Here is a 24444-nt window from a genome sequence, read left to right as displayed (position 1 = left end):
TGGATCGAATCCAATGCAACTTTTTCGGGTATGTAATGTTGTATCTTCTCCGTAGCGCGCTTATAAAGGGCCGGCACGGAGGGTACGGAGACACGATGTTCGCCAATACGGCGCGGAGCGGAATGATGGATCGGATGGCGATCGCGCTGTCCGGGCTGTGCCTCGTCCATTGTCTCGCCAGCGCGGTATTCGTTGCGGTGCTGGCCTCGGCCGGCGGCATGCTGCTCAATCCCGTGATACACGAGGTCGGCCTTATGATGGCGATCGTGCTCGGTGTCGTCGCGCTCGGCCGCGGCATCGTCGATCACGGCTTCATGATGCCCTCGGCGGTCGGCGGCCTCGGTCTCGGCGTGATGGGCGGCTCGCTGATGCTTCCGCATGGCGGCAGCGAAATCTACTCGGTAATCGGAGTCCTGATCGTCGCGCTCGGCCACGATCTCAACCGCCGCGCGGTGATCTGAGCCGTTCCGGCCGGTGCCCCGGTGCCGCGCCCGCCAGGGCGGCACAGTCTGAACGAACGCCGAACGAGCCTCGCTGCAAAGCGGCCTGCGGCTTGCTCCGGAGCCGGCAAATCCCTACTTAGGGGCCATGGCCGACCACGAGCACCACCACGATCATCACACGCATGGCGGCGAGTCGCTGATGAGCGCCGCGCAGGCGACGATGGAGCGCTCGGGGGAGCAATGGACGGCGATGCGCCAGGCCGTGTTCGAAGCTTTGGCGAGCTTCGACAAGCCCGCCTCCGCCTACGACATCGCCGACAAGGTCAGCCAGCTTCAGGGGCGCCGCGTCGCCGCCAACAGCGTCTACCGCATTCTCGACCTGTTCGTCGGATCGAACCTCGCGCGCCGAGTCGAAAGCGCCAACGCCTATGTCGCCAACGATCATCCGGATTGCCTGCACGACTGCATCTTCCTGATCTGCGACACGTGCGGTCAGACCACCCATCTCGACGACGACTCGCTCGCCGGCGGAGTCCGTGATGCCGCCAAACAGGCCGGCTTCTCGCCGCAGCGCCCGGTGATCGAAGTCCACGGCACCTGTCCAGACTGCAAGGTCGCCTGATCCCGCATCGCCAGGTCGTTCGCGCGGGGGGCCGACCTCCACCGGCCCTGCACCAATTGCTCATTCGACAGCGCAGCCGCTTTGGAGTAGCGGGGGAGGCACAGGGATTTTTAGCGTAAGATCATGACCGAACGTCCGAATACGCCTTTGCTCGACACCGTTCCGACTCCGCACCAGCTGCGCAAGCTTCGCCCGGATCAGCTGCGCCAGCTTGCCGACGAGCTCCGCGACGAGACGATCTCGGCGGTCTCGGTCACCGGCGGTCACCTCGGCGCCGGCCTCGGCGTGGTCGAACTCACCGTCGCGTTGCACTATGTGTTCAACACGCCGGACGATCGGCTGATCTGGGACGTCGGCCACCAGGCCTATCCGCACAAGATCCTGACCGGCCGCCGCGAGCGGATCCGCACGTTGCGCCAGGGCGGCGGGCTCAGCGGCTTCACCAAGCGCTCCGAGAGCGAATATGATCCGTTCGGAGCGGCGCACAGCTCGACCTCGATTTCCGCTGCGCTCGGCTTCGCCGTCGCCAACAAGCTCGCCGGCGCACCCGGCCGCGCGATCGCGGTGATCGGCGACGGCGCGATGTCCGCCGGCATGGCCTATGAGGCGATGAACAATGCCGAGGCGGCCGGCAACCGGCTGATCGTGATCCTCAACGACAACGACATGTCGATCGCGCCGCCGGTCGGCGGCCTGTCCTCCTACCTCGCCCGTCTCGTGTCTTCCGGCCCGTTCCTCGGCCTGCGCGGCTTCGCGCGGCGAGTGGCGCGCAAGCTGCCCGATCCGCTGCACCGCGCCGCCCGCAAGGCCGACGAATACAGCCGCGGCATGGTTACCGGCGGCACCTTGTTCGAGGAGCTCGGCTTCTATTATGTTGGGCCGGTCGACGGGCACGATCTCGACGCCCTGATCCCGATCCTGGAAAACGTCCGCGACGCCGCCGAAGGGCCGATGCTGATCCACGTCGTCACCAAGAAGGGCAAGGGTTATGGCCCGGCCGAGGCGGCAGCGGACAAATATCACGGCGTCCAGAAGTTCGACGTGATTTCCGGCGAGCAGGCCAAGGCGCCGGCCGGCCCGCCAAGCTATACCGGCGTGTTCGCCAAGGCGCTGATCGCGGAAGGGACACGCGACGACAAGATCGTCGCGATCACCGCGGCGATGCCGTCCGGCACCGGCCTTGACACGTTCCAGGCGCAATTCCCCGAGCGCAGCTTCGACGTCGGCATCGCCGAACAGCATGCCGTCACCTTCGCCGCCGGCCTCGCCGCGCAGGGATATCGGCCGTTCGTCGCGATCTATTCGACCTTCCTTCAGCGCGCCTACGATCAGGTGGTCCACGACGTCTCGATCCAGAATCTGCCGGTCCGCTTCGCAATGGACCGCGCCGGCCTGGTCGGTGCCGACGGCGCCACCCACGCCGGCAGCTTCGATCTCGCTTATCTGTGCACCCTGCCCAACATGGTGGTGATGGCGGCGGCGGACGAAGCCGAACTGGTCCACATGGTCCACACCATGGCGCTGCACGACAGCGGCCCCTCGGCGGTCCGCTATCCGCGCGGCAACGGCACCGGCGTACCGCTCCCGGCGACTCCGCAGCGGCTCGAGATCGGCAAGGGCCGGATCGTCCGCGAAGGCAAGAAGGTCGCCATCCTGTCGCTAGGCACCCGCCTGGAGGAGGCGCTCAAGGCCGCCGAGATCCTCGACGCGCGCGGCCTTTCGACCAGCGTCGCCGATCTGCGCTTCGCCAAGCCGCTCGACAGCGAATTGATCCGGCGCCTGCTCACCACCCACGAAGTCGCGGTCACCGTCGAGGAAGCAGCGGTCGGAGGCCTCGGCGCCCATGTCCTCACCCTCGCCAGCGACCAGGGCCTGATCGACGCCGGCCTCAAGCTCCGAACCTTGCGCCTGCCCGACACCTATCAGGACCAGGACAAGCCGGAGAAGCAATATGCCGACGCCGGCCTCGATGCCGCCGGCATCGTCGACGCCGTCCTGAAAGCCCTCCGCCACAACAGTACCGGCGTCATCGAAGAAGCGCGGGCCTAGTCCCTCTCTCCTGAAGGGGAGAGGGTAGGGAGAGGGGCTCTGACGTGGAGCAGCGCTGACCAAGCCGAGCTTGCCCCGACTCCCCCTCTCCCTGCTCTCTCCCCTGAAGGGAGAGGAGAACTCCGTTTCGGATCATTCTTCACTCGGTTGCGGCGGGAAACTCTATTAGGCTGGCGCCTCATACCTCCGACTTGGGCTTGGCTGCCTCTCGCCGGTCCGTCGCCGCCTCCGTCTCGTACGGGGGCGGTTTTTTTGTGGGCGCTGGCGGCGCGTCCGTCGGTTCGGCTAAGGGCGGCGCGATGGCGAAACTTCGTGTCGATCAGATGCTCGTCGATCGCGGGCTGGTCGAGAGCCGGGCCAAGGCGCAGGCGCTGATCCTGGCGGGCCTGGTTTTCTCGGGCGAGCGCAAGATCGAGAAAGCGGGCCAGCCGCTGGCGGCGGACGCGCCGCTCGAGGTGCGCGGGCGCGAGCATCCCTGGGTGTCGCGCGGCGGCATCAAGCTCGCCCATGCCCTCGATCATTTCGGCTGGGAGGTGACCGGGGCCATCGGACTCGACGTCGGATCGTCGACCGGCGGCTTCACCGACGTGCTGCTCCAGCGCGGCGCGGCCAAGGTCTTCGCGGTCGATGTCGGCACCAACCAGCTCGCCTGGAAATTGCGCCAGGATCCGCGCGTGATCGTCCACGAACAGACCAATGCGCGATACCTGACCAGCGACATCGTCACCGAGCCGGTCGACATCATCGTCTGCGACGCGAGCTTCATCTCGCTCGCCAAAGTGCTCGACACCGCGCTCGATTTCGCCGGACCCGGCGGCCGGCTGATGGCGCTGGTCAAGCCGCAGTTCGAAGCGGAGCGAGGCGAGATCGGCAAGGGCGGCGTAGTCCGCGACCCCGCGGTGCACGCCCGCGTCTGCGATGCTGCGACGGTGTGGGTGGAGTCGCGCGGGTGGAACGTCGTGGGTGTCGAGCAGAGCCCGATCACCGGGCCGGAAGGGAATGTCGAGTTTCTGCTGGCGGCGGCGAAGGGGGCGTGAAGCATAAGGTTCAGCACCCCTCCACGACTTCTTGGAGGATGTGGCGCCTGAAACGCGCCCGCGCCGTCCAAGATGGCGCCGCATGAGGGTGGTCCTTCCTGAACGTCGCTCTCCGGCGGAAACAAGAAGGGGCCACTGTCCAGCTGATACCTAGGTAACAGTTTAGACCGGATACCTAGTTGACACTCTCCTTCGTTTGGGCGTGCCCGCGCGCGGGCACGCCCAAACGTTTCAGTCGCTTCTGCACGGTGTCGATGATGCCGATCGGCCGGGCGTAGAAGCGCATCTGCAAAGCTCCGGTCTCTTGCTCCTCGATCGCGACCCACTCGCCGATGAGTGTCTCGGAGACGAAGATCGAGTCACCGCCCCACCGGATCTCGCCGCTTGGTCGCACCTTGCGGATGTCGGCTTCGCGGGGATAGTCCGGCTCGGGCAAGCATTTCGGAAGCGGCCTCAGCGACGGCGCGTAGTGCCGGGCCGGCGGCGTCTGGTTCAGCGCCTGATGCGGCCGCTCGTGATTGTAGTCCTGGCGAAACGCCTCGAAGCGCACGGCTTGGACCGCGCGATCAGCCGATGGCGGATCCATTGCTTCCTTCAAGGTGAGATGGAAGCGCTCGTGCCGGCCGTTCTGCTGCGGCTTTCCCGGCACGATCCGTTCCTGGTGGATGCCAAGCTTGGTCCACCATACCGCAAGCGCGCTCAGACCCGTGACGCCCGTTGTCGCGAACGGCGTGCCGTTGTCGGACCGGATGATCTGTGGAAGGCCGTATTCGGCAAATGCACGCTCAAAAACAGGCCTCGCTTCCGCCGAGCGCGTGCTCGAACAGGCTTCGATCGCAACCAGGAAGCGCGAGAAGCTGTCGGTCACCGTCAGCGGCTCGCAACGCTGTCCATCGCTCAATCGGATCCAGCCCTTGTGATCGACGCCCCAGACATGATTGGGTTGCTCGGCAACGGTGAGGCCGCCCAACGTCGGCGGGACACGATGACGCCGACGACGACGCTCAACCAGGCCTGCCCGCTTGAGAATCTCGCCCGCCGTTGACGGTGCCGGCCATGAAAGATCAGGTCGCAATTCCTTGAGCTTCGAGACCAGCTTCAGCGGGCCCCAGCTCCTATTCCTGTCCTTCAAAGCAAGGATCAGCGCCACCTGCTCATCCGGCGTCGACCGGCCATGGTTCAACGGCGCAGAATTGCGCTCACGCAAGCCTTCCGCGCCCGCCTCTCGATAGCGCCCAATCCACTTGTAGGCCGTCTTGCGGCTGATCCCGTACCGCTCCGCCAGATCCGTCGTCGCCGACAAACCCTCAAGCCACTCCCCAATGAACTGCATTCGTCGATCCATCGCACAGCTCTCCGCCCAAGGCATCGGCAAGGCCCTCCCTCGCCGATAAGAGAACTGTCACCCAGGTAACCGGTCGGTTTCGTCACCAACCTATCCGGTCAGGACACCACCCCCACCCCTCCAGGAAGTCCTGGAGGGGAGATTAAGGTGCTGGAGGGGAGATTAGGATGTTCGTTCCTGGCCTGACCTAATCCCTTACCGCGGATCGTCGCAGAGTGCGTGATAGGCCACTTCGATCACGGTGCCTTTCTCGATCGCCATCGGCCCTTCCGGCTTTTCATAATCCTTCTGCTCGGTGAGAGCGCCGCCGGGGGCGTATTTGCGGCCGGAATGGGCGGTGATGGTGCGCGCCGGGCAATCGATGCGGAGCAGGTAGCCGATGTCGCCGACGACGGCGCCCTGATCGGAATTGAGCAGCCGGAACCAGGCCTGGCGCCAGCTCGGGCCGCGGGTGACGCTGGTCGCGTCGACGGCAATGCCCTGCCCGGTCGCGGCGGCGCCGAGATTGACCCAGAGCGGCCCGGCCGCTCCGGCGGCGCTCGCCGTGCTCGCCATGCTCTCCGGGACTGCCGCCGCTCCGGGCTGAGAGGCCGTTTGCGCGGCCGGAGGCGCGACGTCGGGCGCCGCCCCCTCGAGAGCGGGCGCGCCGGTCGGGGTCGCAGCCGCATCGAGACCGCAGCCGGCGATTGCGGCTTCGGTCTTCGGCTTGACGTCGGCATCCTCGACGAGGCTGGCGATGTAGAGAAAGTCGCGCGGTCCGAACGCGGCCGGGTTGTTGCCGCCGGGCTGCAGCCGGGAGGCAAGATCGGAGAGCTGGCGCAGCTCCCAGACGGTGAGCCCTTCGGTGAGCCTGGTCTCGACGCATTTGCCCTGATCGCCGGCCATGCCGTAGCGGACGAGCTGGGCGGCGATCAGCTCGTTCTTCGGCTTCCAGTAATCGGACGCGTAGCCGGCGCATCCGGCCAGCGACAGACTGGCCAGCGACAGGCCCGCGCAAGCGGCGGTGGACGGCAGGAAAGGCAGGCATCGAGGCACGTGGGGCGTCTCCGGTCGTCTCAGGATGGGATCGTATCCGCGCTCGGACCTTTTCACATCGCTTCGCGCCCGTCAAAGTCGGGCAATGCGCAAGCTATGCCTGATTCTGCTGTCGCTGTCCGCCTGTCACAATGACGCCGCGGAAGAGGGCGTTGTGGACGCGGCCTCCGAGCCGCAGCAAGCGCTGGTCACGAACGCCGCCGTGGGGAGCAGCGCGCCCGATCCGGCGCAGCTTCAGGCGATGGTGAAGCAGGCGATGGCAACGGTGCTGCCCGACGCCAAGGCGGCCCGCTACCGCAACCTCCACGCCGGCACCGGCGGCGCCGCCTGCGGCGAAGTCGCGGCAGGTTCGACCGCGTTCCGGCCGTTCGTGGTCACGCCGAACGCGATCGCGGTAGTGGCGGCGACGCCGGCAATCGCCTTCGAGGATCCGTCCGACATCTTCGCCGACGCCTGGATCCGCTGGTGCGCGACGCCCGACGACCTCCGGCGGCTCGGCCCGGTGCTGCAGCAGGCGGCGGCGAGCAACGTGATCGAGACGATCCCCAACCCCGAAATCCCGCCGCCGGGGGAGCCGGCGCTGCCACCGCCGACACCGGCCGATACGCAGCCGCCTCCGGCGGCGGTCGCGCAACCGGCGCCCCGTCCGGAAATCGACAGCTTCTTCAATTCGGTAAAGCGCCAAGGCGAGTGAGGCATCGCTGCCTCGGCGGACCAATCGCGATCTGCAACGGGGTTGATCCCACCCGGCCGCTCGGTTAGCGACATGTTTCGTGCCCACTTTCCGGATCTTCCTGGTGGCGGCGCTTCTGGCTTCGCTCGCCGCCTGCGGGAACGGTAGCGACGACAAAGGCGGCCGCAATCGCCAGCCGCCGCTCGTCAAGGCGGCGGCGGCCTCGACGACGCGCTTCGTCCAGACCGTCGAGGCGGTCGGCACCGCCGTCGCCAACGAACAGGTGACCCTGTCCGCGCCGGTGACCGAGCGCATCGTTCGCCTCGGCTTCGACGATGGCCAATATGTCCGCAAGGGGCAGATCATCGCGGTGCTCGCGCAAGGGCAGCAGACCGCCCAGCTCGCAGAGGCGCAGGCCCGTGCCCGCGAGGCGCAGCAGCAGCTCAGCCGCATCGAGGCGCTGCGCCAGCGCGGCTTCGCCACCCAGTCCAACCTCGACGCGCAGACCGCCTCCGCCGCCGCCGCCCGCGCCCAGGCCTCGCAGGCGAGCGCGACGATCGGCGAGCGCGTGATCCGGGCGCCGTTCGCCGGCTGGGTCTCGCTGCGCACCATCTCGGCCGGCGCCGTGGTCAATTCGGGAACGCCGATCGCGACGATCAGCGACGTCTCGACGATCAAGCTCGATTTCCCGGTGCCGGAGACGGTGCTGGCGACGATCCGGCCGGGCCTCACCATCGAAGCACGATCCGCCGCCTATCCGGACCAGCCCTTCCGCGGCCAGATCGCGACCGTCGATCCGGTGATCGATCCGAACACCCGCGCCGTCACCGTGCGGGCGCGGCTGCCCAATCCGGACGGCCGGCTGAAGCCCGGCATGCTGCTCACCGTCTCGATCGAACAGGCGCCGCGGCTGTCGCTGGCAGTGCCCGAGCTCGCCGTCGTCGGCGAGGGCGATCGCCGCTTCGTCTATGTCGTCGCCGGCGACGGCGCAGCGCGCCGCACCGAGATCAAGACCGGCCTTCGCAGCAACGGCCTGATCGAGGTGCGCGAAGGACTGAAGCCGGGTGAAAAGGTGGTCACCGACGGCGTCGTCAAACTGTCCGATGGAATGAAGGTAAAGCTGGCCGGCCCCGCCGCGGGCGCGCCGAAGCCCGCAGGGGGCTGAGCCGATGATGCTCTCCGACGTCTCGGTCCGGCGGCCGGTGTTCGCGGCGGTCCTCGCGATCCTGATCGCGGTGATCGGCCTGGTCGGATTCTTCTCGCTGTCGGTGCGCGAGTATCCCGACGTCGATCCGCCGGTGGTGTCGATCACCACCATCTATACCGGCGCCGCCGCCAGCGTCGTCGAGAGCCGGATTACCCAGGTGATCGAGGAACGGCTTTCGGGGATCGAGGGCCTGCAGACGATCACATCGCGCTCGCGCGACGGCCAGTCCGAGATCTCGGTCGAATTCACGCCGGGCCGCTCGGTCGACGAAGCCGCCAATGACGTGCGTGACCGGATCGGCGGCGCCGCCCAGGATTTGCCCGAGGAGGCGCTGCCTTCGGAGGTGCGCAAGGTCGACGCCGATGCCTCGCCGATCCTGTTCCTGGTCTTCTCCAAGCCGGGCTGGAACCAGCTCCAGCTCTCCGATTATATTGATCGGACGGTGCTCGACCGTTTCTCGTCGCTCGACGGGGTCGCGCGGGTGTTCATCGGCGGCGAGGCGCGGCCGGCGATGCGGATCTGGCTGAAACCGGAACGGCTCGCCGCTTTCGGGCTCACCCCGGCCGATGTCGAGCAGGGTCTGCGCAGCCAGAATGTCGAGCTACCCGCGGGACGGCTCGAATCCGCGGCGCAGAATGTCACCCTGCGGGTCAACCGGCCGTTCGCGACTCCGCAGGAATTCACCCGGCTGATCGTCGGCCGCGGCGGCAACGGCTATCTGGTGCGGCTGGGCGACGTCGCCCGGGTCGAGCAGGGGCCTGAAAATCCCTATTCGGCCTTCCGCAACAACGGCGCCTCGTCGGTCGGGCTCGGCATCGTCCGCCAGTCCGGCGCCAACACCCTCGCGGTCGCCGACGCCGCCAAGGCGCTCGCCGAGCAGATAAAGCCCAACCTGCCCGACGGCATGACGGTGACGGTCGCGTCCGACGAGAGCCTGTTCATCAGCCGGGCGATCGACGGCGTCTACCACACCCTGTTCGAAGCGGCGGTGCTGGTCGTCATCGTCATCTTCCTGTTCCTCGGCAGCTGGCGCGCCACCCTGATCCCGGCGATCACCGTACCGCTCTGCCTGATGGCCTCGTTCGCGGTGCTGTGGGCGGTCGGCTTCTCGATCAACCTGCTCACCCTGCTCGCGCTCGTCCTCGCCATCGGCATCGTCGTCGACGACGCCATCGTCGTGCTCGAGAACGTCTATCACCGCATCGAGGAAGGCGAGCCGCCGCTCGCCGCAGCGTTCGAGGGCACCCGCCAGGTCGGCTTCGCAATCGTCTCGACCACCCTGGTGATCTGCGCGGTGTTCGTGCCGGTGATGTTCATCGCCGGGCAAACCGGCCTTCTGTTCCGCGAGCTCGCCGTGGCGATGATCGGCGCCGTCGCCTTTTCCGGCTTCCTGGCCCTCAGCCTGACGCCGATGCTGTGTTCCAAGCTGCTCCGCCACGAGACTCGCGGACGCTTCGCCGCCTGGCTCGATGAACGGTTCAAACGCCTCGAGAGCCGCTACGGAAGCGGCCTCGAACGGGCGCTGGGGCGTCCCAAGACGGCCTTCCTGCTGCTCGCCCTGTTGCTCGGCAGCACCGGTTATCTGTTCACCACGCTGCAGTCCGAGCTGGTGCCGGCCGAGGATGTCGGCATCCTCGAAGCGAGCATCTCCGCGCCGGAGGGCACCGGCTTTGCCGAGATGGACCGCTACATGCTGGAGGCCCAGGACAAGTTGCTGCCGCTGACCCGCGAGGGCGCGGTCCGCAACGTCATCCAGCGCACGCCGGGAGGCTTCGGCGCCAGCGACGACTTCAACTCGGGCCGGTTCATCATCTTCCTGCGGCCGTGGGAGGATCGCACCGAAACCACCCAGGAGGTCGTCGGCGAGGTCAACAAGCGTCTCGCCGAGCTGCCGACGATCCGCGGCAATGCGACGATGCGCTCGTCGATCGGCCGCGGCCGCGGCCAGCCGATCAACTTCGTCATCGCGGGCTCGACCTATGAGGAGCTCGCTCGGGCGCGCGACCGCATCCTCGCCGCCGCCGAGGACAATCCGGGGCTCGTCAACCTCGACAGCGACTACAAGGAAACAAAGCCGCAGCTGCGCATCGACGTCGATACCGCCCGTGCCGGCGATCTCGGCGTCTCCGTGTCCGACGTCAGCCAGGCACTGCAGACCCTGCTCGGCTCGCGCCGGGTGTCGACCTATGTCGATCGCGGCGAGGAATATCGGGTCGTCGTCCAAGCCGAGGCGCCGGCGCGAGCGACCGAGGCGAACCTCTCCACCATCCACGTCCGCAGCCGCTCGGGCGCTTTGATCCCCCTGTCCAATCTGGTGCAGATGCGCGAGACGGCGGGCGCGCGCGATCTCGGCCGCTACAACAAGCTGCGTGCGATCACCCTCTCCGGCGCGCTCGCCCCCGGCTACTCGATGGGCGAGGCGCTCGCCTTCCTCGAGCAGCAGGCGGCCGCTTCGCCGGAAGTCACCGCGGTGGGCTATCGCGGCGAGAGCCAGTCGTTCAAGGAAGCGGGCGGATCGATCTGGATCGTGTTCGCGCTGACCATCCTCGTCGTCTACCTGCTGCTCGCCGCCCAGTTCGAAAGCTTCGTCCACCCGGGCGTGATCATCGCCACGGTGCCGCTTGCCGTCGCCGGCGGCGTCGTCGGCCTTGCGGTGATGGGCCAGACGCTCAATCTCTACAGCCAGATCGGCATCGTCATGCTGGTCGGTCTCGCCGCCAAGAACGGCATCCTGATCGTCGAATTCGCCAACCAGCTGCGCGATCAGGGCCAAGGGATCGGGGATGCCATCCGCACAGCCTCGGTGCGCCGCCTGCGCCCGATCCTGATGACCTCTATCGCGATGGTCGCCGGTGCGGTGCCGCTGATGTTGGCGAGCGGCGCCGGCGCCGGCGCCCGCCAGGCGATCGGCGTGGTGATCGTCTGGGGTGTTTCGATCTCGACCATCATCACGATCTTCCTGATCCCGCTGCTCTATTCGCGCCTTGCCCGCTATACGGGCTCGCCGCTTGCCGTTACCCGTAGGCTGGAAGCCGAATTGCGGGGCGGGCGGAGGGAGCCTGCACCCGCCGAATAGGGAGGGGTCATGACGGCAATAGCGTCGCGTTCGCAGCTCAGGATGTCGTTTCTTCGTTATGCGCTGATTACGGTGCCGGCGATACTTCTGCTCGGCACGCTGTCCGGGCGTGCGTCCAATTCGGGCTATGGCAACAGCTGGTTCGATGCGCTGGAAAAGCCGGCGATCATGCCGCCCTCCTGGGCGTTTCCAGTCGCCTGGACGATCCTCTACATCCTGCTCGGCCTGGCGCTGGCGCTGATCCTGCACGCCCGGGGCGCCCGTGGGCGCGGCCTCGCCGTCACCCTGTTCCTGGTCCAGCTCTCGCTCAACCTCGCCTGGTCGCCGATCTTCTTCGCCGCGCACCAGGTCTGGACCGCCTTCTTCGTCATCGTCGCGATGTTCGTGCTGGCGGCGCTCACCGCCTGGCTGTTCGCCCGAATCCGCAAGGGCGCCGGCCTGCTGATGCTGCCCTATCTCGCCTGGCTGCTGTTCGCGGCGACGCTCAACTGGCAGATCGCCCAGGCCAATCCGGGCGCGGCGGAGCTTGTACCCGGGCCGCAGAGCGCCGATATCCCGCTCTGACCAACCTTGCGGCCTGCGCGCATCTCGCGCGTTGGACGCCTGACCATCTTGGCCAAGGAGCCCGTTATGCAATCCCAGAACCGCCTGTTCGACGATGTCGTGAAGATGATGAACGGCGCCGCCGGTACCGTGGCCGGCATGACCCGGGAAGCGGAAGGCGCCTTTCGCGAGCGCGTCCGCGAATGGGTCGGCGGGCTCGATCTGGTCAGCCGCGAGGAATTCGAAGCGGTGAAGGCGATCGCGGTGGCCGCGCGCGAGGAGAATGTGGCGCTGAAGGCGCGGCTCGATGCGCTGGAAGCGGTTTCGCGCGGCACCGCCGATGGTGGTGCGCCCGTGAACGGACCGGATGTACAGTAATCCACAACATATTGTATGTGGGCGCCCGACACCGTCTTGCACCGCAACAATTAGGGAGGCAGGCTCCTGGTGAACAAAAGCAGGACCCAGGGGCATGATGAACGTGGACGAGTTTGAGCTGGAGCGCGAGACCAGCGCACCCATCGACATGCTCGAACATTATTTCTCCGCGCACGGCTGGAGCTGCGAGCGGGGCGAGGACGAGATCGTCGCCAATTTCCAGGGCAGCTGGGCGCAATATGAATTGCGCGCGATCTGGCGCGAGGAAGACAATGTCCTGCAATTCCTCGCGCTGCCCGACATTCGCGTTGCCACCGACAAGCGTCTGACCATCTACGAGACGATCGGCCTCATCAACGAGCAATTGTGGCTCGGGCATTTCGAATTGTGGGCAAGCTCCGGCCTGGTCCTGTTCCGCCATGCCGCTCTGCTCGAAGGCGAGGAAGGCGCGGTGCTGACCCTGCAGCAGGCCGAAACCCTGGTCGAAGCCGCGATCGAGGAATGCGAGCGTTTCTACCCGGTGTTCCAGTTCGTCCTGTGGGCCGGCAAGACCCCGCAGGAAGCGATCGCCGCCGCCCTCATCGAGACCCAGGGCGAGGCATAAGGGGACGTCCCGAAGTAGTACTTCGGGCCGGAACTAAAGGATGCGCTCCGCACCAGGTGCGTCAATCGGTCGCCAGGGCAGCGGCGCAGTTTCAAGAATGTTGCTCCACCCAATCGCAGCACCCATTGCCGCTGGGCCTCCGTGTCAGGCACCTCCACGCCCCGGGCGGCCGTGATTGCGGCGAGGGCCGCTTCGGGCGTGATGCCGGCGGCGACCAGCACTGCCGCAGCCATCACGGACGATCGCCCGATGCCCGCGCGGCAGTGGATGGCGATGCGCTTGCCGCTGACCGCCAGCCGCCATGCCAGGGCCAATGCCTCCGGCATGTCATCGGGCACATGTCGGTCCGCAATGGGAAAGGAGACGAAGTCGATCCCGCTCCGCGCGCACAGCCGCGCCTCGGCGCCGAGCTCCAGCTCCTCGATTTCGTTCTGCTCCAGCAGGCTGACGACGCGTTCCACGCCCGCATCCTTCCAGTGAGCGATTTCGTCTTCCAGCCAGTCGCCCGCACGCGGCCGCGCCATGATCGCGAGCTTCGGTCCGCTCTTGGTGTCGATCCAGTAAATCTCAGATCGCATGCGCGGCGCTTTCTTTCGCTGGATGGCTGAGTCTGTCCTCCCCGGAACAGGGAGGGGGACCGCACGAAGTTCGGTGGAGGGGGTTTCGAGAACCCACTCGGCATCCGCAGTGCGGGTCTCGCGCCCCCCTCCGCCACCGCCTGTCGGCGGCGGTCCCCCTCCCCGTTCCGGGGAGGATCCTATCCGAGTCAACACGGCGTTTTGACTCTCTTCCGCGTTCCTGATACGTTCCATCCTGGCGAGACCGCCCGGCTGCTTCCCCACAGGCGTCGGGCCGGGAGCCGGCCCCCGGACGCGGCGGGTCGGCTCATTTGCTTGCCGGCCGGGATTGGGTAGGGCGAGCGCCGGACCATCTGTTTGCGGAGCGGCGCGCATGACCCTGTTCGAAGGACCCATCTGGCTGATCGGCTGCGGCAACATGGCCGGAGCGATGCTGCAGGGCTGGCTGCGCGCCGGCGCCGATCCGCGATCCTTCACCGTGATCCGTCCGAGCGGCACGCCGGTCGCCGAGGGTGTTCGCGTGCTCACCGCATTGCCGGAGGACGAAGTGCCCGCGCTCGTCCTGCTTGGGGTCAAGCCGCAGAAGCTCGACGAGGTTGCGCCGTCGCTGGCGCCGGCGCTCGCGGCCGAGACCATCCTGCTCTCGATCCTCGCTGGGGTCGAGCTCGGCGCCTTGCGGGCGCGGTTCGCAGCGCCGGCGACGATCGTCAAGGCGATGCCGAACCTGCCGGTCGCGCTCGGCAAGGGCGTCACCGAATTGATCAGCGACAGCGAGGATGCCGACGCTCGCGCCCGCGTCGACCGGCTGATCGGCGCGCTCGGCCATGTCGAATGGTTCGAGGACGAAGCGGGCTTCAACATCGCCAGCGGGCTCACCGGTGCCGCGCCGGCCTTCCTGTTCCGCTTCCTCGACGCGCTCGCCGGCGCCGCCACCGAGCTCGGCCTCGCGCCCGATCAGGCCGCCCGGCTCGCCGCCCGCATGGCCGAAGGCGCCGCCGCGCTCGCCGCCGGATCGGACGCCACCCCGACCGAACTCGCCCGCCGAGTCGCCAGCCCCGGCGGCACCACCGAGGCGGGGCTCAAGGTGCTCGACTCCGAGGAGGGCCTGAAGCCGCTGATGTTGCGCACCCTCGACGCCTCCCGCCGCCGCGAGGCGGAACTGGCCGCCGCCGCCCGGCGCGGCTGAACCGGAACAATCGCCCGCGGCCGTCATTCGCCTTCGAAACAGGAGGAAGACATGGCCAATCCGGAACAACCCAATAGCCGCCTGATGTGGATCATCGGCCTGGTCCTGCTCGCGATCGTCGTCGTTGTCGCACTCTGGGCGTTCACCGGCGGCGGCACCGTGCCCTGACGGGGCGCGGTGAGGGCCGCACGCCGCCCCGGCGTTGACGCTCTCCGCCCCGCGCCCTATCCCCCAGCCTCACCCCTGGAACAGCGGCGAGTGCAATGACCGAGCAGCGACCCTATGACGACCGTGACGGCTTGATCTGGCTGGACGGGCAGCTCATTCCGTGGCGCGAGGCGAACGTCCATGTCCTCACCCATGCGCTGCATTATGCGTCGTCGGTATTCGAGGGGCAGCGCGCTTATGGCGGCGAGGTGTTCCGGCTCACCGATCACAGCAAGCGGCTGAAGCGCAGCGCCGAGATCCTCGGCTTCGAGATCCCGTTCAGCGTCGAGGAAATCGACCAGGCCTGCCGCGACGTGCTCAAGGCCAACGACTTGACCGATGCGTATCTGCGCCCGGTGGCGTGGCGCGGTTCCGAGCAGATGGGCGTGTCGGCGCAGAACGCGAAGATCCACCTGTCGGTCGCCGCCTGGTATTGGGGCGCCTATTTCGGCGAGGACGCGATCCGCAAGGGCCTGCGCCTCGACATCTCCAAGTGGCGCCGACCCGCGCCCTACACCGCGCCGGTGGAGAGCAAGGCGGCCGGCCTCTACATGATCTGCACGATGGCCCGGCACGATGCGCAGGCGAAGGGCTATGACGACGCCTTGATGTTCGATTATCGCGGCCAGGTGGCGGAGGCGACCGGCGCCAACGCCTTCTTCATCCGCGAGAACAAGATCTACACGCCGACGCCCGACTGCTTCCTGAACGGCATCACCCGACAGACCGTGATCGAGCTCGCCAAGCGGCGCGGCATCGAGGTCGTCGAGCGGGCGATCTGGCCGGAGGAGCTCGAGAGTTTCGAGGAATTCTTCCTGACCGGCAGCGCCGCCGAGGTGACTCCGGTGTCGGAAGCCGGGCCGTGGCGCTTCACCGTCGGCGAGCTGTCGATGCAGCTCCGCCGCGACTATCTCGATCTCGTCAACCGGCGGTCCTCGAACAGCTGATCAGCGCTGCGGGAGCACCAGGGCGCCCGCCGACGGGGGGTGCGGATAGGGGCTTCCGCAACGCGTCACGGCGGCTATAAGGCCGCCACCTGGTGGGGCGTCGCCAAGTGGTAAGGCACCGGTTTTTGGTACCGGCATTCGCAGGTTCGAATCCTGCCGCCCCAGCCAGCATTTCTTCCGAACGCGTTACAGGGACGATCCGGCGTCTCATCCGCGGCCGCGACGGCAGGTTGGTTGCCGAAGGCCGAGGCGGCGCGGAGACCGGAGCAACTGCAACGTCCCTGCGCTTCCCCTTCCGGCGAGGCCGATCGACAGTCGGCGCCTCGCCGGTCAATGCTCCTGCAGCGCGGTATCCCGGATGCGGATCAGCGGGCCCAATATGTAGTCGAGGATCGTTTGCTTGCCCGAGCGGATGTTGACCTCGGCCGTCATGCCCGGCGTCACCGGCTTGTTCCAGCGGGTGGTGTCCGCACTCAGGCGCACGCGATAGAAGACCTCTCCCTTCTGGTCCTGGACGATGTCCGGAGAGACGTCGAGCACCTTGCCCTCGAGCCCGCCGTAGATGCTGGAATCATAGGCGGAGATCTTGATCCTGGCGGGAAGGCCCGGCCACACTTCGCCGCGGTCCTTGGGAGCGATCCTCGCCTCCACCATGACGACGTCGTCTACGGGCACGATCTCGGCGATCGGCTCGCCAGCCTTGATCACGCCGCCCACCGTCTGGATGTACAGCTTGTTGACGATGCCATCCATCGGCGCTCGCACCTCTTCGCGCGTCGCCTTGTCTTGCGCCGCGCCATATTGTTCGTCGGCCTTGGAAAGTTCGAGCCGCAGCTGTGCCGCCCGCTCCTTGGTTTCCTCCATCTCGCGGGTCCAGACCTCGTTGCGGCGGGCTGCCGATTCGCCGAGAGCGGCGCTGGACTGGGGAATTTCGTTCTGCACGTCGGCGATGCGCGTCCGGAGCGCGAGCAGCGCCGAGCGCTTCTCGAGGACGTCGCGCTCGGAGATGGCATCCTCCGCAAAGGCCCGCTCCAGCTTGTCGAGCTGGACCATCATCAGCTTTTCCTCGTTTCGCAGATTGGCCAGACGCGCCTGCAGGGAGCCGATCTCGGCGCGCCGTGCCCGGGCCTGTTCGTCGATGATGCCGGTCTGCTGGCCGCGCTGTGCCCGGCGCGAATGGAACAGGCTGACTTCGCTTGCGGCGATCTCGGGCGCTTGCGCGGCGAGCTCTTCGGGCACCACGAAATCGCCCGCACCAGCGACCTCCGCATCCATCCGGGCGAGGGTGATCTTCTTGGCGATCACGTCCGTGTGCGAGTTTTCGAGTTCCGCGCCGGTATAGGCATTCTCGATCCGAAGCAGCACCTGGCCCTTGTGGACCCGCTGGCCTTCCTTGACGAGGATCTCCTGGGCGATGCCGCCTTCGAGATGCTGAACCACCTGATTCTGCACCGACGGCAGCACCCGCCCGCCGCCGCGCGTTACCTTGTCGATCGAAAAGAGGGAGGCCCACGCGACGAAGGCAATCGTCAGCAGCACGAGAATCCGAAGCATCCAGGTCTGGCGCTCCGTGGCCGCGCGCGTGCTCCAGGGTGCGAGGCCCCCGATGGCAACGCCGGAGCCTGGAAGTCGCCCGCCAAGCGCCGCCTGCGCTTCCGAGCCCTTGACGTTCTCGAACAGGGTCGCGCCGCCCGCGGCGATGATGATGCGGTCGCGAACTCGGTGGAGAAGCATCTTTGCGTCCTGTGACAAGAAATCCGAGCACGCGTTTACCAGTCGTTATCCTTAATAATGTTTAACGCGCTCGAGTTTTTTTGGGGAGCGGGCGTGGTGTCGCAAACTGCTGAGTATGAAGAGGCGCGCAGGGACAGCCTCGTCGGGCTGCTCTGGAAGCGGGTGCGACGCCGGAGTCCGAAAGCAGCCGCCCGGGCGACTGCGCGAATCGCGGACGGCGACGCTTCTCTGTCTCCCTTTCCCTTCGCCAAGGCGCTGGAGCATCTCAGCGCGCTTTGCGGCAGCCCGACGACAACGGGGCAATTGACCGCCGGGCTTCCGTTTCACGATGGCGACCTCGATTGCCGCTTCGCAGCCTTTGCGATGGCACGCGCCGGATTGGACGCCCGCTGGCAATCGCTATCGCTGTCGTCGGTCGCGACCCACGACCTTCCGGCGATCGTTCCGCTTTACGGCGGCGGAGTCGTCATCCTGCTCGGGGTGCAGGTCAGCGCCGGTCGCGCGACCATTCTGGATGGCGCCGGCGAGCATGACATATCGCTCTCGGACTTCGACGATCTGATCCGCGGCGAGATGCTCGTGTGCGGCCACCTCGATCCGGAGAATGGCCTCGACGAAGACGCGGAGCGCTCGCTGTTGCAGCGCAACCCGAGGCTGTGGCTGCTGGGCGCCTTCCTTTCGGAAAAGAAGCGGCTGGGCCAGTTGCTCGTTGCGGCCTTGTTCCTCAACCTGTGTGCGCTCGGCATCCCGCTCTACATGCGTGCGATCTACGACCGCGTGCTGCCGAACCTGGCCATAGAGTCGCTCTGGGCACTCTCGGCGGGAATGGTTCTGGTGCTGCTGTTCGAATATGTCTTCCGAGGCATCAGGGGTGCGTTCGTCGACACGGTCGGACTTCGAGTCGGCCAGGTGGTGCAGCATCGTGCCATGCACGCGATCCTGCATGGGCGCATACCCAACGGCGGGAAGAGCGCCGGCGCGTTCATGGCGGGGCTGCGCGACGTCGAGCAGCTTGCGGCACTCGCCCCGCAGGCCGCGGTCACCTTCTTCGTCGACATTCCGAGCTTCTTCGGCTTCCTCGCGTTGATCGTCATGATCGGCGGCAGCACCATTGCCGGACCGGTCGTCGGCGCCGCTTGCCTGCTGGTGGTCGGAGTCGTCGCCAATTACGCCCTCAAGCTTGCCAGCGGCCGCACGTCCAAGCTGATGCAGGCGCGCAACAATCTGGTCGTCGAGGTCGCCGACGGCTGGTCCACGATCAAGTCCAACCAGGCCGAAGGGCTGTTCCTTCGCCAATGGGACATCGTCGCGGATCATATCGGCATCGGCAGCAAGGGCGTTCGCCATTGGGGCGAGGTGCTTGCCGGCATGTCGGCTCTGATCGTCCAGATCGTCACCGTGCTGGTGGTGGTCATCGGCGTCTTCCGGATCCAAGACGGCGCGATGACCACCGGTGCGCTGGTCGCGGTGACGATGCTGACCGGCCGCGCCATGGTGCCGATCTCATCGGCGGTGGCGATGGTGGGCAAGCTGTACCAGGCGCTCGCCCAATTTCAGGGGCTCGCCCAGATCCTCTCGACGCCCCCGGAGCGATCCCAATCCGATCCTTCGATCCGTGCCCACCGGGTGCGCGGAGACATTCGGGTGCGAAATCTCTCCTATCGATTCGATGGGGCGGCCGACGACAGCCTGCGGGAGGTGAGCTTCATGATCCGGCCCGGCGAGAAGATCGCGTTGATCGGCAAGTCCGGATCGGGAAAGTCGACCTTGCTGCAGCTTGTCGGTGGGCTGCTGGAGCCGCCTGCGGGGGCAATGACCATCGATGGCCATGCCGCCGGTCAATATGCACCGTCCTTCCTGCGCCAGCACATCGTCTATGCGGCCCAGGACGCCGCCCTGTTCGACCGGTCGATCTGGGAGAACATTCTCCTCGGCATGCCCGAACCGGAAGAGAAAGTCGTGGAACAGGCAATCCGCACGTCCGGGCTGGACGCCTTCGTCAGCCGCACCGTCGAGGGTTACGGCCGCAACATCGGCCCCCGCGGCCAGCGTCTCTCCGGAGGGCAACGGCAATGTCTTCTCCTCGCGCGCGCCTTGGTGCGCAACCCCTCCGTTCTGCTGCTCGACGAGCCGACCGCGGCGATGGACATCCATTGCGAGAGCATGGTGATCGACGGACTGCGCGAGGCCACGCGCGACAAGACCCTCATCGTTGCAACGCACCGCATGGCCCTGCTCGAGCTGGTCGACCGCGTGATCTGGCTCGAGGACGGCAGGGTGCAGGCCGACAAGCCCCGCCTCGAGGTCATGGCGATGATGCGCAACCTGCAGGCGGCGCAAACCGCCAAGGCTGTCTAACGCGCTCTTAACCAAAGCTTAGTCGAGCCCGGTCTATGTCGTTCGCCATTGCCGGGCACGAGATCCCGTCAGTCGAGGGAAAAGTGACGTGGCAGGTGCATCCGCCGAGGGCGAAGTCAATCATTGGCCGGCATTCGTCGACGTACTGACGACCGTGATCATGGTCGTCACCTTCCTGCTCGTGATCATGAGCGCGGCGGTGATGACCCTTTCGCAGCGCGTGATGCAGAATTTCAAAGAACAGCTGATCGCCCAGCAGAAGCAGAAACAGGAGCAGGAACGCCCGCGCAGCCGCGATGCCGCGGCTGCCCCCGACGCATCCGCAAGGCCGAGGCTGGTTTCGCCGGACGCCGAATCGGGAACTTCGGTTGCCGAATTCGGCGCCGTGCTCCGCAGCGAGACGGCGGTCGGAAACGAGCGGCTGACGATCCGTACGCGTGAAACGCCGGACACGCTCAAGCTGCAGGTGAAATCGATCGAGACGCCGGACGACAGCAAGGGCGCCCGGGTCCAGACGGCCGACGTGCTGCTGCGTGTCGACTTCGAACCGAATGCGATCAAATATGAGGACGAGAATGCGGCCAAGGTGCTCGCCTTCCTCAAGGCGAAGGCCCGCCCGGGCCTGACCTACGAAATCTGGTCGTTCGCGCCGCAGGGCGCCTCGGTCACCGAGGCGCAGCGCCTGTCTTATTATCGCGCGGCGATGACCCGCAACATCCTGATCCGTGCGGGCATCTCGCCCGCGAAAATCCAGACCCAGGTCCGCGTCACTGACCCGGCCTCCAGGGACGGACACAATGTTCGTGTCGTGCTGAAGCCGTGAGAGAGCTCGATCGATGACCATCGAAAAGAAGATCAAGTCCGAGCTTTCCAAGATGAGCGGGATCATGCTGGTCCTGCTCGCGCTCGGCATCTACGCCTATGACTTCGTGATCGCCGGCCTTCAGGCGAAGCTGGTGCTCAACTGCTCGATCTTCCTGCTTGCGGGAGTCGCCGCGTCGCTGGCGTTCCGGCACGTGCTCTCGCTCAAGAACGAGGCGGTGGCGCTCAAGGCTTTGCAGGTCGACCACGGCAATCGACGTCGCCGACCGGTGAACCCCTATCGCCATCCCGCAATCATCTTCAACGAGCCGGAGCTTCTCGGCCACGGCTATCGGATGATCACCGAGGAGCTCAGTAAGCAGGGCGAGGCGAAGATCTCGAACTCCACCGTGCAGATGCTGCTCCACGACGTCGATGCAAGGATCAACGATCGCAAGTCGACGATCATGTATTTTTCGGGGCTCATGGTGTTTCTCGGCCTGCTCGGCGCCTTCATGGGCCTGATGAAGACCGTGCACTCGGTCTCCGACCTGATCGGGGCGATGGACTTGTCCGCCACCGCCGGCGTCGACGGAATGGCCAAGATGATCGAGGGCATGAAAGCGCCTCTCAACGGCATGTCGGTAGGCTTCTCTTCGTCGCTGTTCGGCCTTCTCACCTCGATGGTTCTCGGCGCTCTCGAACGCTGCATGACCAGTGCGATGAAGGCGCTGCGCAACGAATATGAGCATTGGCTGTCGAACATCGCCGACCTCGAATCGAACGGCAGCAGCCGTCCGGGCGACGTGCATGTCACCGTCGATGCGGACTTCGCTGAAATGCGGGGAATGCTCGCCGCCAGCAGCGAGCAGCTCGAGCGGCTTTGCTCCGCTGCCATCTACAGCGCCGACGATGGCGCACGAACCCGCGCCGCATTGGGAGAGGTTGCCGGGTCGGTCGTTCGCCTGACCGAGACGGTGGAGCGGCTCCACGATCCCAAGCCGATGCTGGAGCCGATTGCGAAACTGGTTTCGGATCTGGCCGGCAACCAGGCTGCCATGCTCGACCACTTCCGAACCCTGTATGAACAGGCGGAATCCGATCGTACGCAGATCGCGGCCATACTGGGCGGAATGACGGCCGCCGTCGAGCGGATGAACACGCTCGACGGAGCGCAGATGCACCAACAGCTCGACATGCTCGCGACGCTGATGCGCGAGGAGAAGGAGCGGGACCGCACCTCCCTCGCCCAGGCGGAGAGCGCCGGCTTCTGGTCCTGGTTGTTCGACGGTCCTTCACGTCGCAGCCGGCGCGAGGAACCGCGCCCGCAGCCGGTTGGCGCGGCGTCGGCAACGAACTCTGCCGATGCCGCAGACCTCAGCGGATCGCGGCTTGCCCTCGAACTGCTGCGCCGCCGCTTGCGCGCCGATATCGCCGACGAGCCGGAGGCGCCGGAGACATCGCCCGCGCCGGTGACGAAGCAGGCCCGGGGAGGAGAGTGACAATGAAGCTTCCGTTCGCAAACCGCTTCGGCCGCGGCGCCAAGCGCGTCAATCGCTCGTTCGTGCGCTTCCGCTGCGAAGTCGATACCGAGCTGATGCTGCTCGATCGCGTGATGAGCTACGAAGGCCGCATCATCGACATCTCCCGTGGCGGCGCCTTGTTCCGACCGAAGCTCGCATACATCATGCGTCGCGCCAACGTGCCGGTCTGCATTCAGTGGGGCAGCGAGGAATTGTTCGGTCAGATCGTCGGAACCTCGCCGGCCGGATTCAGCATCCGCTTCGAGCAGCCGATCGATGAAGAGCTGTTCGACGAACTTACCGCCCCGCTCCGCGTGACTCCGAAGGCGGCCGCCTGACCACGACGACCTCCAACAGGCCTTCTGGAGCGCTGAGGTGATCGTCCGCGAGACCGCGGATCCGGACTCATGCTTACGACCCGTAACCTGCTGCGGCTCCGGGGCAAGACGGCATCGCCGCCCGCCCGCAAGATCTGGTTGGTTGCGCAACAGGGGATCTTCCCCGAGAGCATCCTAAACGCGTTGTTAACCTTAAGCATTTACGTCCCCCTCACCAGATGTTGAGGGATTTCGTCATGCGTGGGCAGTTTGCGGCGACGCTGTTTGCCAGAGTTGCCGTATTGGCTTTGGTTGCCATTCCGGCGGGGGGTGTTGCGGCGGCGCAGGGTCCGCAGGGTTCGCCGGACGATGCGAACCTTGCTCAGGCCGCCGAACCGCTTCCACCCGCCGACCAGAATGCGGGCGACGGTCCGGCCTTGCCCGCAGACGCAGAGTCGCTGCGCGATGCGATCGTGGCGTCGTTGAAGAGCAATCCGGACATTCAAATCGCTCTCGCCAAGCAGGATGACGCCAAGTTCGGCGTGAGTCAGTCCCGCGCCGGCAATCTCCCGCATGTCGACATGCAGATCGGCTACGGGCCCGAGATCGTGCGGCAGAACGGAACCACCGGCGATCTCAACAAGCGCTTCGAAGGCACCGTCACGGTCAATCAGAACGTCTGGGATTTCGGGACGACGAGCAACGACATCAAGCGCTCCAAGGCAAGCTACCGGGCAATGCAGTGGGCGACGCGCGAGCAGATCGAAGCGATCACCTTCGACATCACCAATGCCTATCTCGGGATCCTCCAGCAGCAGAAGCTGATCGAGCTCGGCAACGAGGAGATGGCCGCCACAAAGAAGATCCTGCGGATGATCACCGTCCAGAAGGAACTCGGCCTCACCACCCAGGCAGATGTCGATCGCGCCAAGGCGCGTGTCGAGAATCTGCAATCGAGCCTGCTCGATCGCCAGAGCCTGTTGCAGCAGGCGCGCGACAGCTACACGCGTCTTACGGACCGCAGCCCCGGCCGCGCGGTCGACCTGCCGCCGAGTGGCGGCGCGCTCCCCGCCACCGTCGATGCCGCCGTCGAGATGATCAGCCAGCACAGCCCGCGCATGGCGCAGGCGGTGGAGGATCGTCGCTCGCTCGAGCGGCAATATGCAAGTCAAAAGGGAACCTTCTTCCCGCGCGTGGGCGTCCAGCTGCAGGGCAACCACCGTTATGACGTGCTCGGGCGAACCGGCCTCGTCCAGGACGCGCGCGGCATGGTCACTTTGTCGTACAGCTTCTTGAACGGCGGTGCGGACGTCGCGCTGCGCAATCGTATCGGGGCGCGGCTTCGGCAGGCGGATTACGAGCTCGAGCGCCGCCGCCGCGAAGTCGAGCAGGATCTGCGCGCCGACTTTCAGTCGCTGGGCGCAGCGCGGCAGAAGATGGCAACCATCTCCGCCGAGATCGAGTCGGCCGAACGCGTCGCCGATCTCTACAAGCAGCAGTTCAAGGAAAGCAAAAGGTCGGTGTTCGACCTGCTCGACAGCCAGCAAGGACTGTTCAATGCCCGCGGCAGCTACGTTGCCAACGACATTGCGATGAAGCTGGCCGAGTACCGCGTCCTCCAGAAGCTCGGCGGACTGTTCACACTGGTCAGCGACGGCGAGCCGCTGCCGCGCCTGACGATGCCCGCGCCGGTGGTTGCGGGGTCCGGTTACTGACGCTTGCAAGAAGGGCCTTCAAAGAGGCTTTTTCATAAATTTTCAACGGACTGGATCGTAAACCAG

The 24444-nt window shown here is 66.4% G+C and carries 21 protein-coding genes and 1 tRNA gene; 18 read left to right on the top strand and 4 right to left on the bottom strand.

Annotated elements, in window-relative coordinates; genetic code table 11:
* Nucleotides 1-95 precede the first annotated feature (95 nt).
* The 4 genes from ETR14_RS07600 to ETR14_RS07585 all read left to right on the top strand — a co-directional run bounded on the left by ETR14_RS07600 (nucleotide 96) and on the right by ETR14_RS07585 (nucleotide 4151).
* The gene (locus ETR14_RS07600) at nucleotides 96-461 is read left to right on the top strand and encodes a MerC domain-containing protein (RefSeq protein ID WP_243455807.1); all 366 of its coding nucleotides are present in this window, start codon (nucleotides 96-98) and stop codon (nucleotides 459-461) included.
* A gap of 127 nt (nucleotides 462-588) precedes the next feature.
* The gene (locus tag ETR14_RS07595; protein ID WP_129384055.1) at nucleotides 589-1065 is read left to right on the top strand and encodes a Fur family transcriptional regulator; all 477 of its coding nucleotides are present in this window, start codon (nucleotides 589-591) and stop codon (nucleotides 1063-1065) included.
* 123 nt (nucleotides 1066-1188) lie between these two features.
* Nucleotides 1189-3114 carry a 1-deoxy-D-xylulose-5-phosphate synthase gene (gene dxs / locus ETR14_RS07590; RefSeq protein WP_129384054.1) on the top strand — a complete coding sequence of 642 codons (1926 nt, stop codon included), beginning with the start codon at nucleotides 1189-1191 and terminating at the stop codon, nucleotides 3112-3114.
* A 299-nt stretch (nucleotides 3115-3413) separates the two neighbouring features.
* Nucleotides 3414-4151, top strand: a complete 738-nt coding sequence (locus tag ETR14_RS07585) for a TlyA family RNA methyltransferase (RefSeq protein ID WP_129384053.1) — start codon at nucleotides 3414-3416, stop codon at nucleotides 4149-4151.
* Nucleotides 4152-4326: 175 nt separating this feature from the next.
* Here ETR14_RS07585 and ETR14_RS07580 read toward each other — a convergent pair whose 3' ends face one another.
* Entirely contained in the window at nucleotides 4327-5496 is a 1170-nt protein-coding gene (locus tag ETR14_RS07580) for an integrase core domain-containing protein (protein WP_129384052.1), read from the bottom strand.
* A 195-nt stretch (nucleotides 5497-5691) separates the two neighbouring features.
* Nucleotides 5692-6531: a hypothetical protein gene (locus ETR14_RS07575; RefSeq protein ID WP_129384051.1), complete on the bottom strand. Its 840-nt coding sequence runs from the start codon at nucleotides 6529-6531 to the stop codon at nucleotides 5692-5694.
* 85 nt (nucleotides 6532-6616) lie between these two features.
* On the opposite strand from ETR14_RS07575, the gene ETR14_RS07570 reads away from it, so the two are divergent.
* From ETR14_RS07570 to ETR14_RS07545, 6 genes are all read left to right on the top strand, one after another.
* Complete coding sequence (locus ETR14_RS07570) at nucleotides 6617-7225, top strand: hypothetical protein (protein WP_129384050.1); 609 nt, start codon at nucleotides 6617-6619, stop codon at nucleotides 7223-7225.
* Nucleotides 7226-7304: 79 nt separating this feature from the next.
* Nucleotides 7305-8369 (top strand): efflux RND transporter periplasmic adaptor subunit, encoded by a 1065-nt coding sequence (locus ETR14_RS07565; protein ID WP_243455806.1) that lies wholly within the window; start codon nucleotides 7305-7307, stop codon nucleotides 8367-8369.
* Between the two features lie 4 nt (nucleotides 8370-8373).
* Complete coding sequence (locus ETR14_RS07560; protein WP_129384049.1) at nucleotides 8374-11487, top strand: efflux RND transporter permease subunit; 3114 nt, start codon at nucleotides 8374-8376, stop codon at nucleotides 11485-11487.
* 9 nt (nucleotides 11488-11496) lie between these two features.
* A complete protein-coding gene (locus tag ETR14_RS07555; protein ID WP_129384048.1) occupies nucleotides 11497-12051 on the top strand; it encodes a TspO/MBR family protein in 555 nt (184 codons plus the stop codon).
* A 66-nt stretch (nucleotides 12052-12117) separates the two neighbouring features.
* Complete coding sequence (locus tag ETR14_RS07550) at nucleotides 12118-12408, top strand: accessory factor UbiK family protein (protein WP_129384047.1); 291 nt, start codon at nucleotides 12118-12120, stop codon at nucleotides 12406-12408.
* A gap of 94 nt (nucleotides 12409-12502) precedes the next feature.
* Nucleotides 12503-13012 carry a YbjN domain-containing protein gene (locus ETR14_RS07545; protein ID WP_129384046.1) on the top strand — a complete coding sequence of 170 codons (510 nt, stop codon included), beginning with the start codon at nucleotides 12503-12505 and terminating at the stop codon, nucleotides 13010-13012.
* On the opposite strand, the gene ETR14_RS07540 is transcribed toward ETR14_RS07545, so the two are convergent.
* Nucleotides 12922-13590, bottom strand: coding sequence for a dual specificity protein phosphatase family protein (locus tag ETR14_RS07540; RefSeq protein ID WP_129384045.1), 669 nt, complete (start codon nucleotides 13588-13590; stop codon nucleotides 12922-12924). The two genes, ETR14_RS07545 and ETR14_RS07540, sit on opposite strands and share 91 nt — an antisense overlap.
* A gap of 373 nt (nucleotides 13591-13963) precedes the next feature.
* Here ETR14_RS07540 and ETR14_RS07535 point away from each other — a divergent pair, with 373 nt between their 5' ends.
* The 3 genes from ETR14_RS07535 to ETR14_RS07525 all read left to right on the top strand — a co-directional run bounded on the left by ETR14_RS07535 (nucleotide 13964) and on the right by ETR14_RS07525 (nucleotide 16098).
* A complete protein-coding gene (locus ETR14_RS07535; RefSeq protein WP_129384044.1) occupies nucleotides 13964-14776 on the top strand; it encodes a pyrroline-5-carboxylate reductase in 813 nt (270 codons plus the stop codon).
* Nucleotides 14777-15039: 263 nt separating this feature from the next.
* Nucleotides 15040-15930 (top strand): branched-chain amino acid aminotransferase, encoded by an 891-nt coding sequence (locus tag ETR14_RS07530; RefSeq protein ID WP_129384043.1) that lies wholly within the window; start codon nucleotides 15040-15042, stop codon nucleotides 15928-15930.
* Between the two features lie 93 nt (nucleotides 15931-16023).
* Nucleotides 16024-16098: transfer RNA gene (locus ETR14_RS07525), tRNA-Gln, on the top strand.
* Nucleotides 16099-16260: 162 nt separating this feature from the next.
* Here the strand turns inward: ETR14_RS07525 and ETR14_RS07520 are convergent.
* On the bottom strand, nucleotides 16261-17664 hold the full coding sequence (locus tag ETR14_RS07520; RefSeq protein WP_129384042.1) for an HlyD family type I secretion periplasmic adaptor subunit: 1404 nt from the start codon (nucleotides 17662-17664) through the stop codon (nucleotides 16261-16263).
* 96 nt (nucleotides 17665-17760) lie between these two features.
* Between ETR14_RS07520 and ETR14_RS07515 the strand changes: the two genes are divergently transcribed.
* The 5 genes from ETR14_RS07515 to ETR14_RS07495 all read left to right on the top strand — a co-directional run bounded on the left by ETR14_RS07515 (nucleotide 17761) and on the right by ETR14_RS07495 (nucleotide 24378).
* Nucleotides 17761-20022: an ATP-binding cassette domain-containing protein gene (locus ETR14_RS07515; RefSeq protein ID WP_165356358.1), complete on the top strand. Its 2262-nt coding sequence runs from the start codon at nucleotides 17761-17763 to the stop codon at nucleotides 20020-20022.
* An 88-nt stretch (nucleotides 20023-20110) separates the two neighbouring features.
* A complete protein-coding gene (locus tag ETR14_RS07510; protein ID WP_129384040.1) occupies nucleotides 20111-20845 on the top strand; it encodes a hypothetical protein in 735 nt (244 codons plus the stop codon).
* A gap of 13 nt (nucleotides 20846-20858) precedes the next feature.
* Nucleotides 20859-22325: a hypothetical protein gene (locus ETR14_RS07505; protein ID WP_129384039.1), complete on the top strand. Its 1467-nt coding sequence runs from the start codon at nucleotides 20859-20861 to the stop codon at nucleotides 22323-22325.
* A 2-nt stretch (nucleotides 22326-22327) separates the two neighbouring features.
* Nucleotides 22328-22684 (top strand): PilZ domain-containing protein, encoded by a 357-nt coding sequence (locus ETR14_RS07500; protein ID WP_129384038.1) that lies wholly within the window; start codon nucleotides 22328-22330, stop codon nucleotides 22682-22684.
* A gap of 236 nt (nucleotides 22685-22920) precedes the next feature.
* A complete protein-coding gene (locus tag ETR14_RS07495; protein WP_165356357.1) occupies nucleotides 22921-24378 on the top strand; it encodes a TolC family protein in 1458 nt (485 codons plus the stop codon).
* Nucleotides 24379-24444: the final 66 nt, after the last annotated feature.

It is taken from the genome of Sphingosinicella sp. BN140058, assembly GCF_004135585.1.
In the GTDB taxonomy this organism is placed as follows: Bacteria; Pseudomonadota; Alphaproteobacteria; order Sphingomonadales; family Sphingomonadaceae; genus Allosphingosinicella.
The sequence above is the reverse complement of the archived record's forward strand: the minus strand, read 5'-3'. Positions and strand labels throughout refer to the sequence as shown.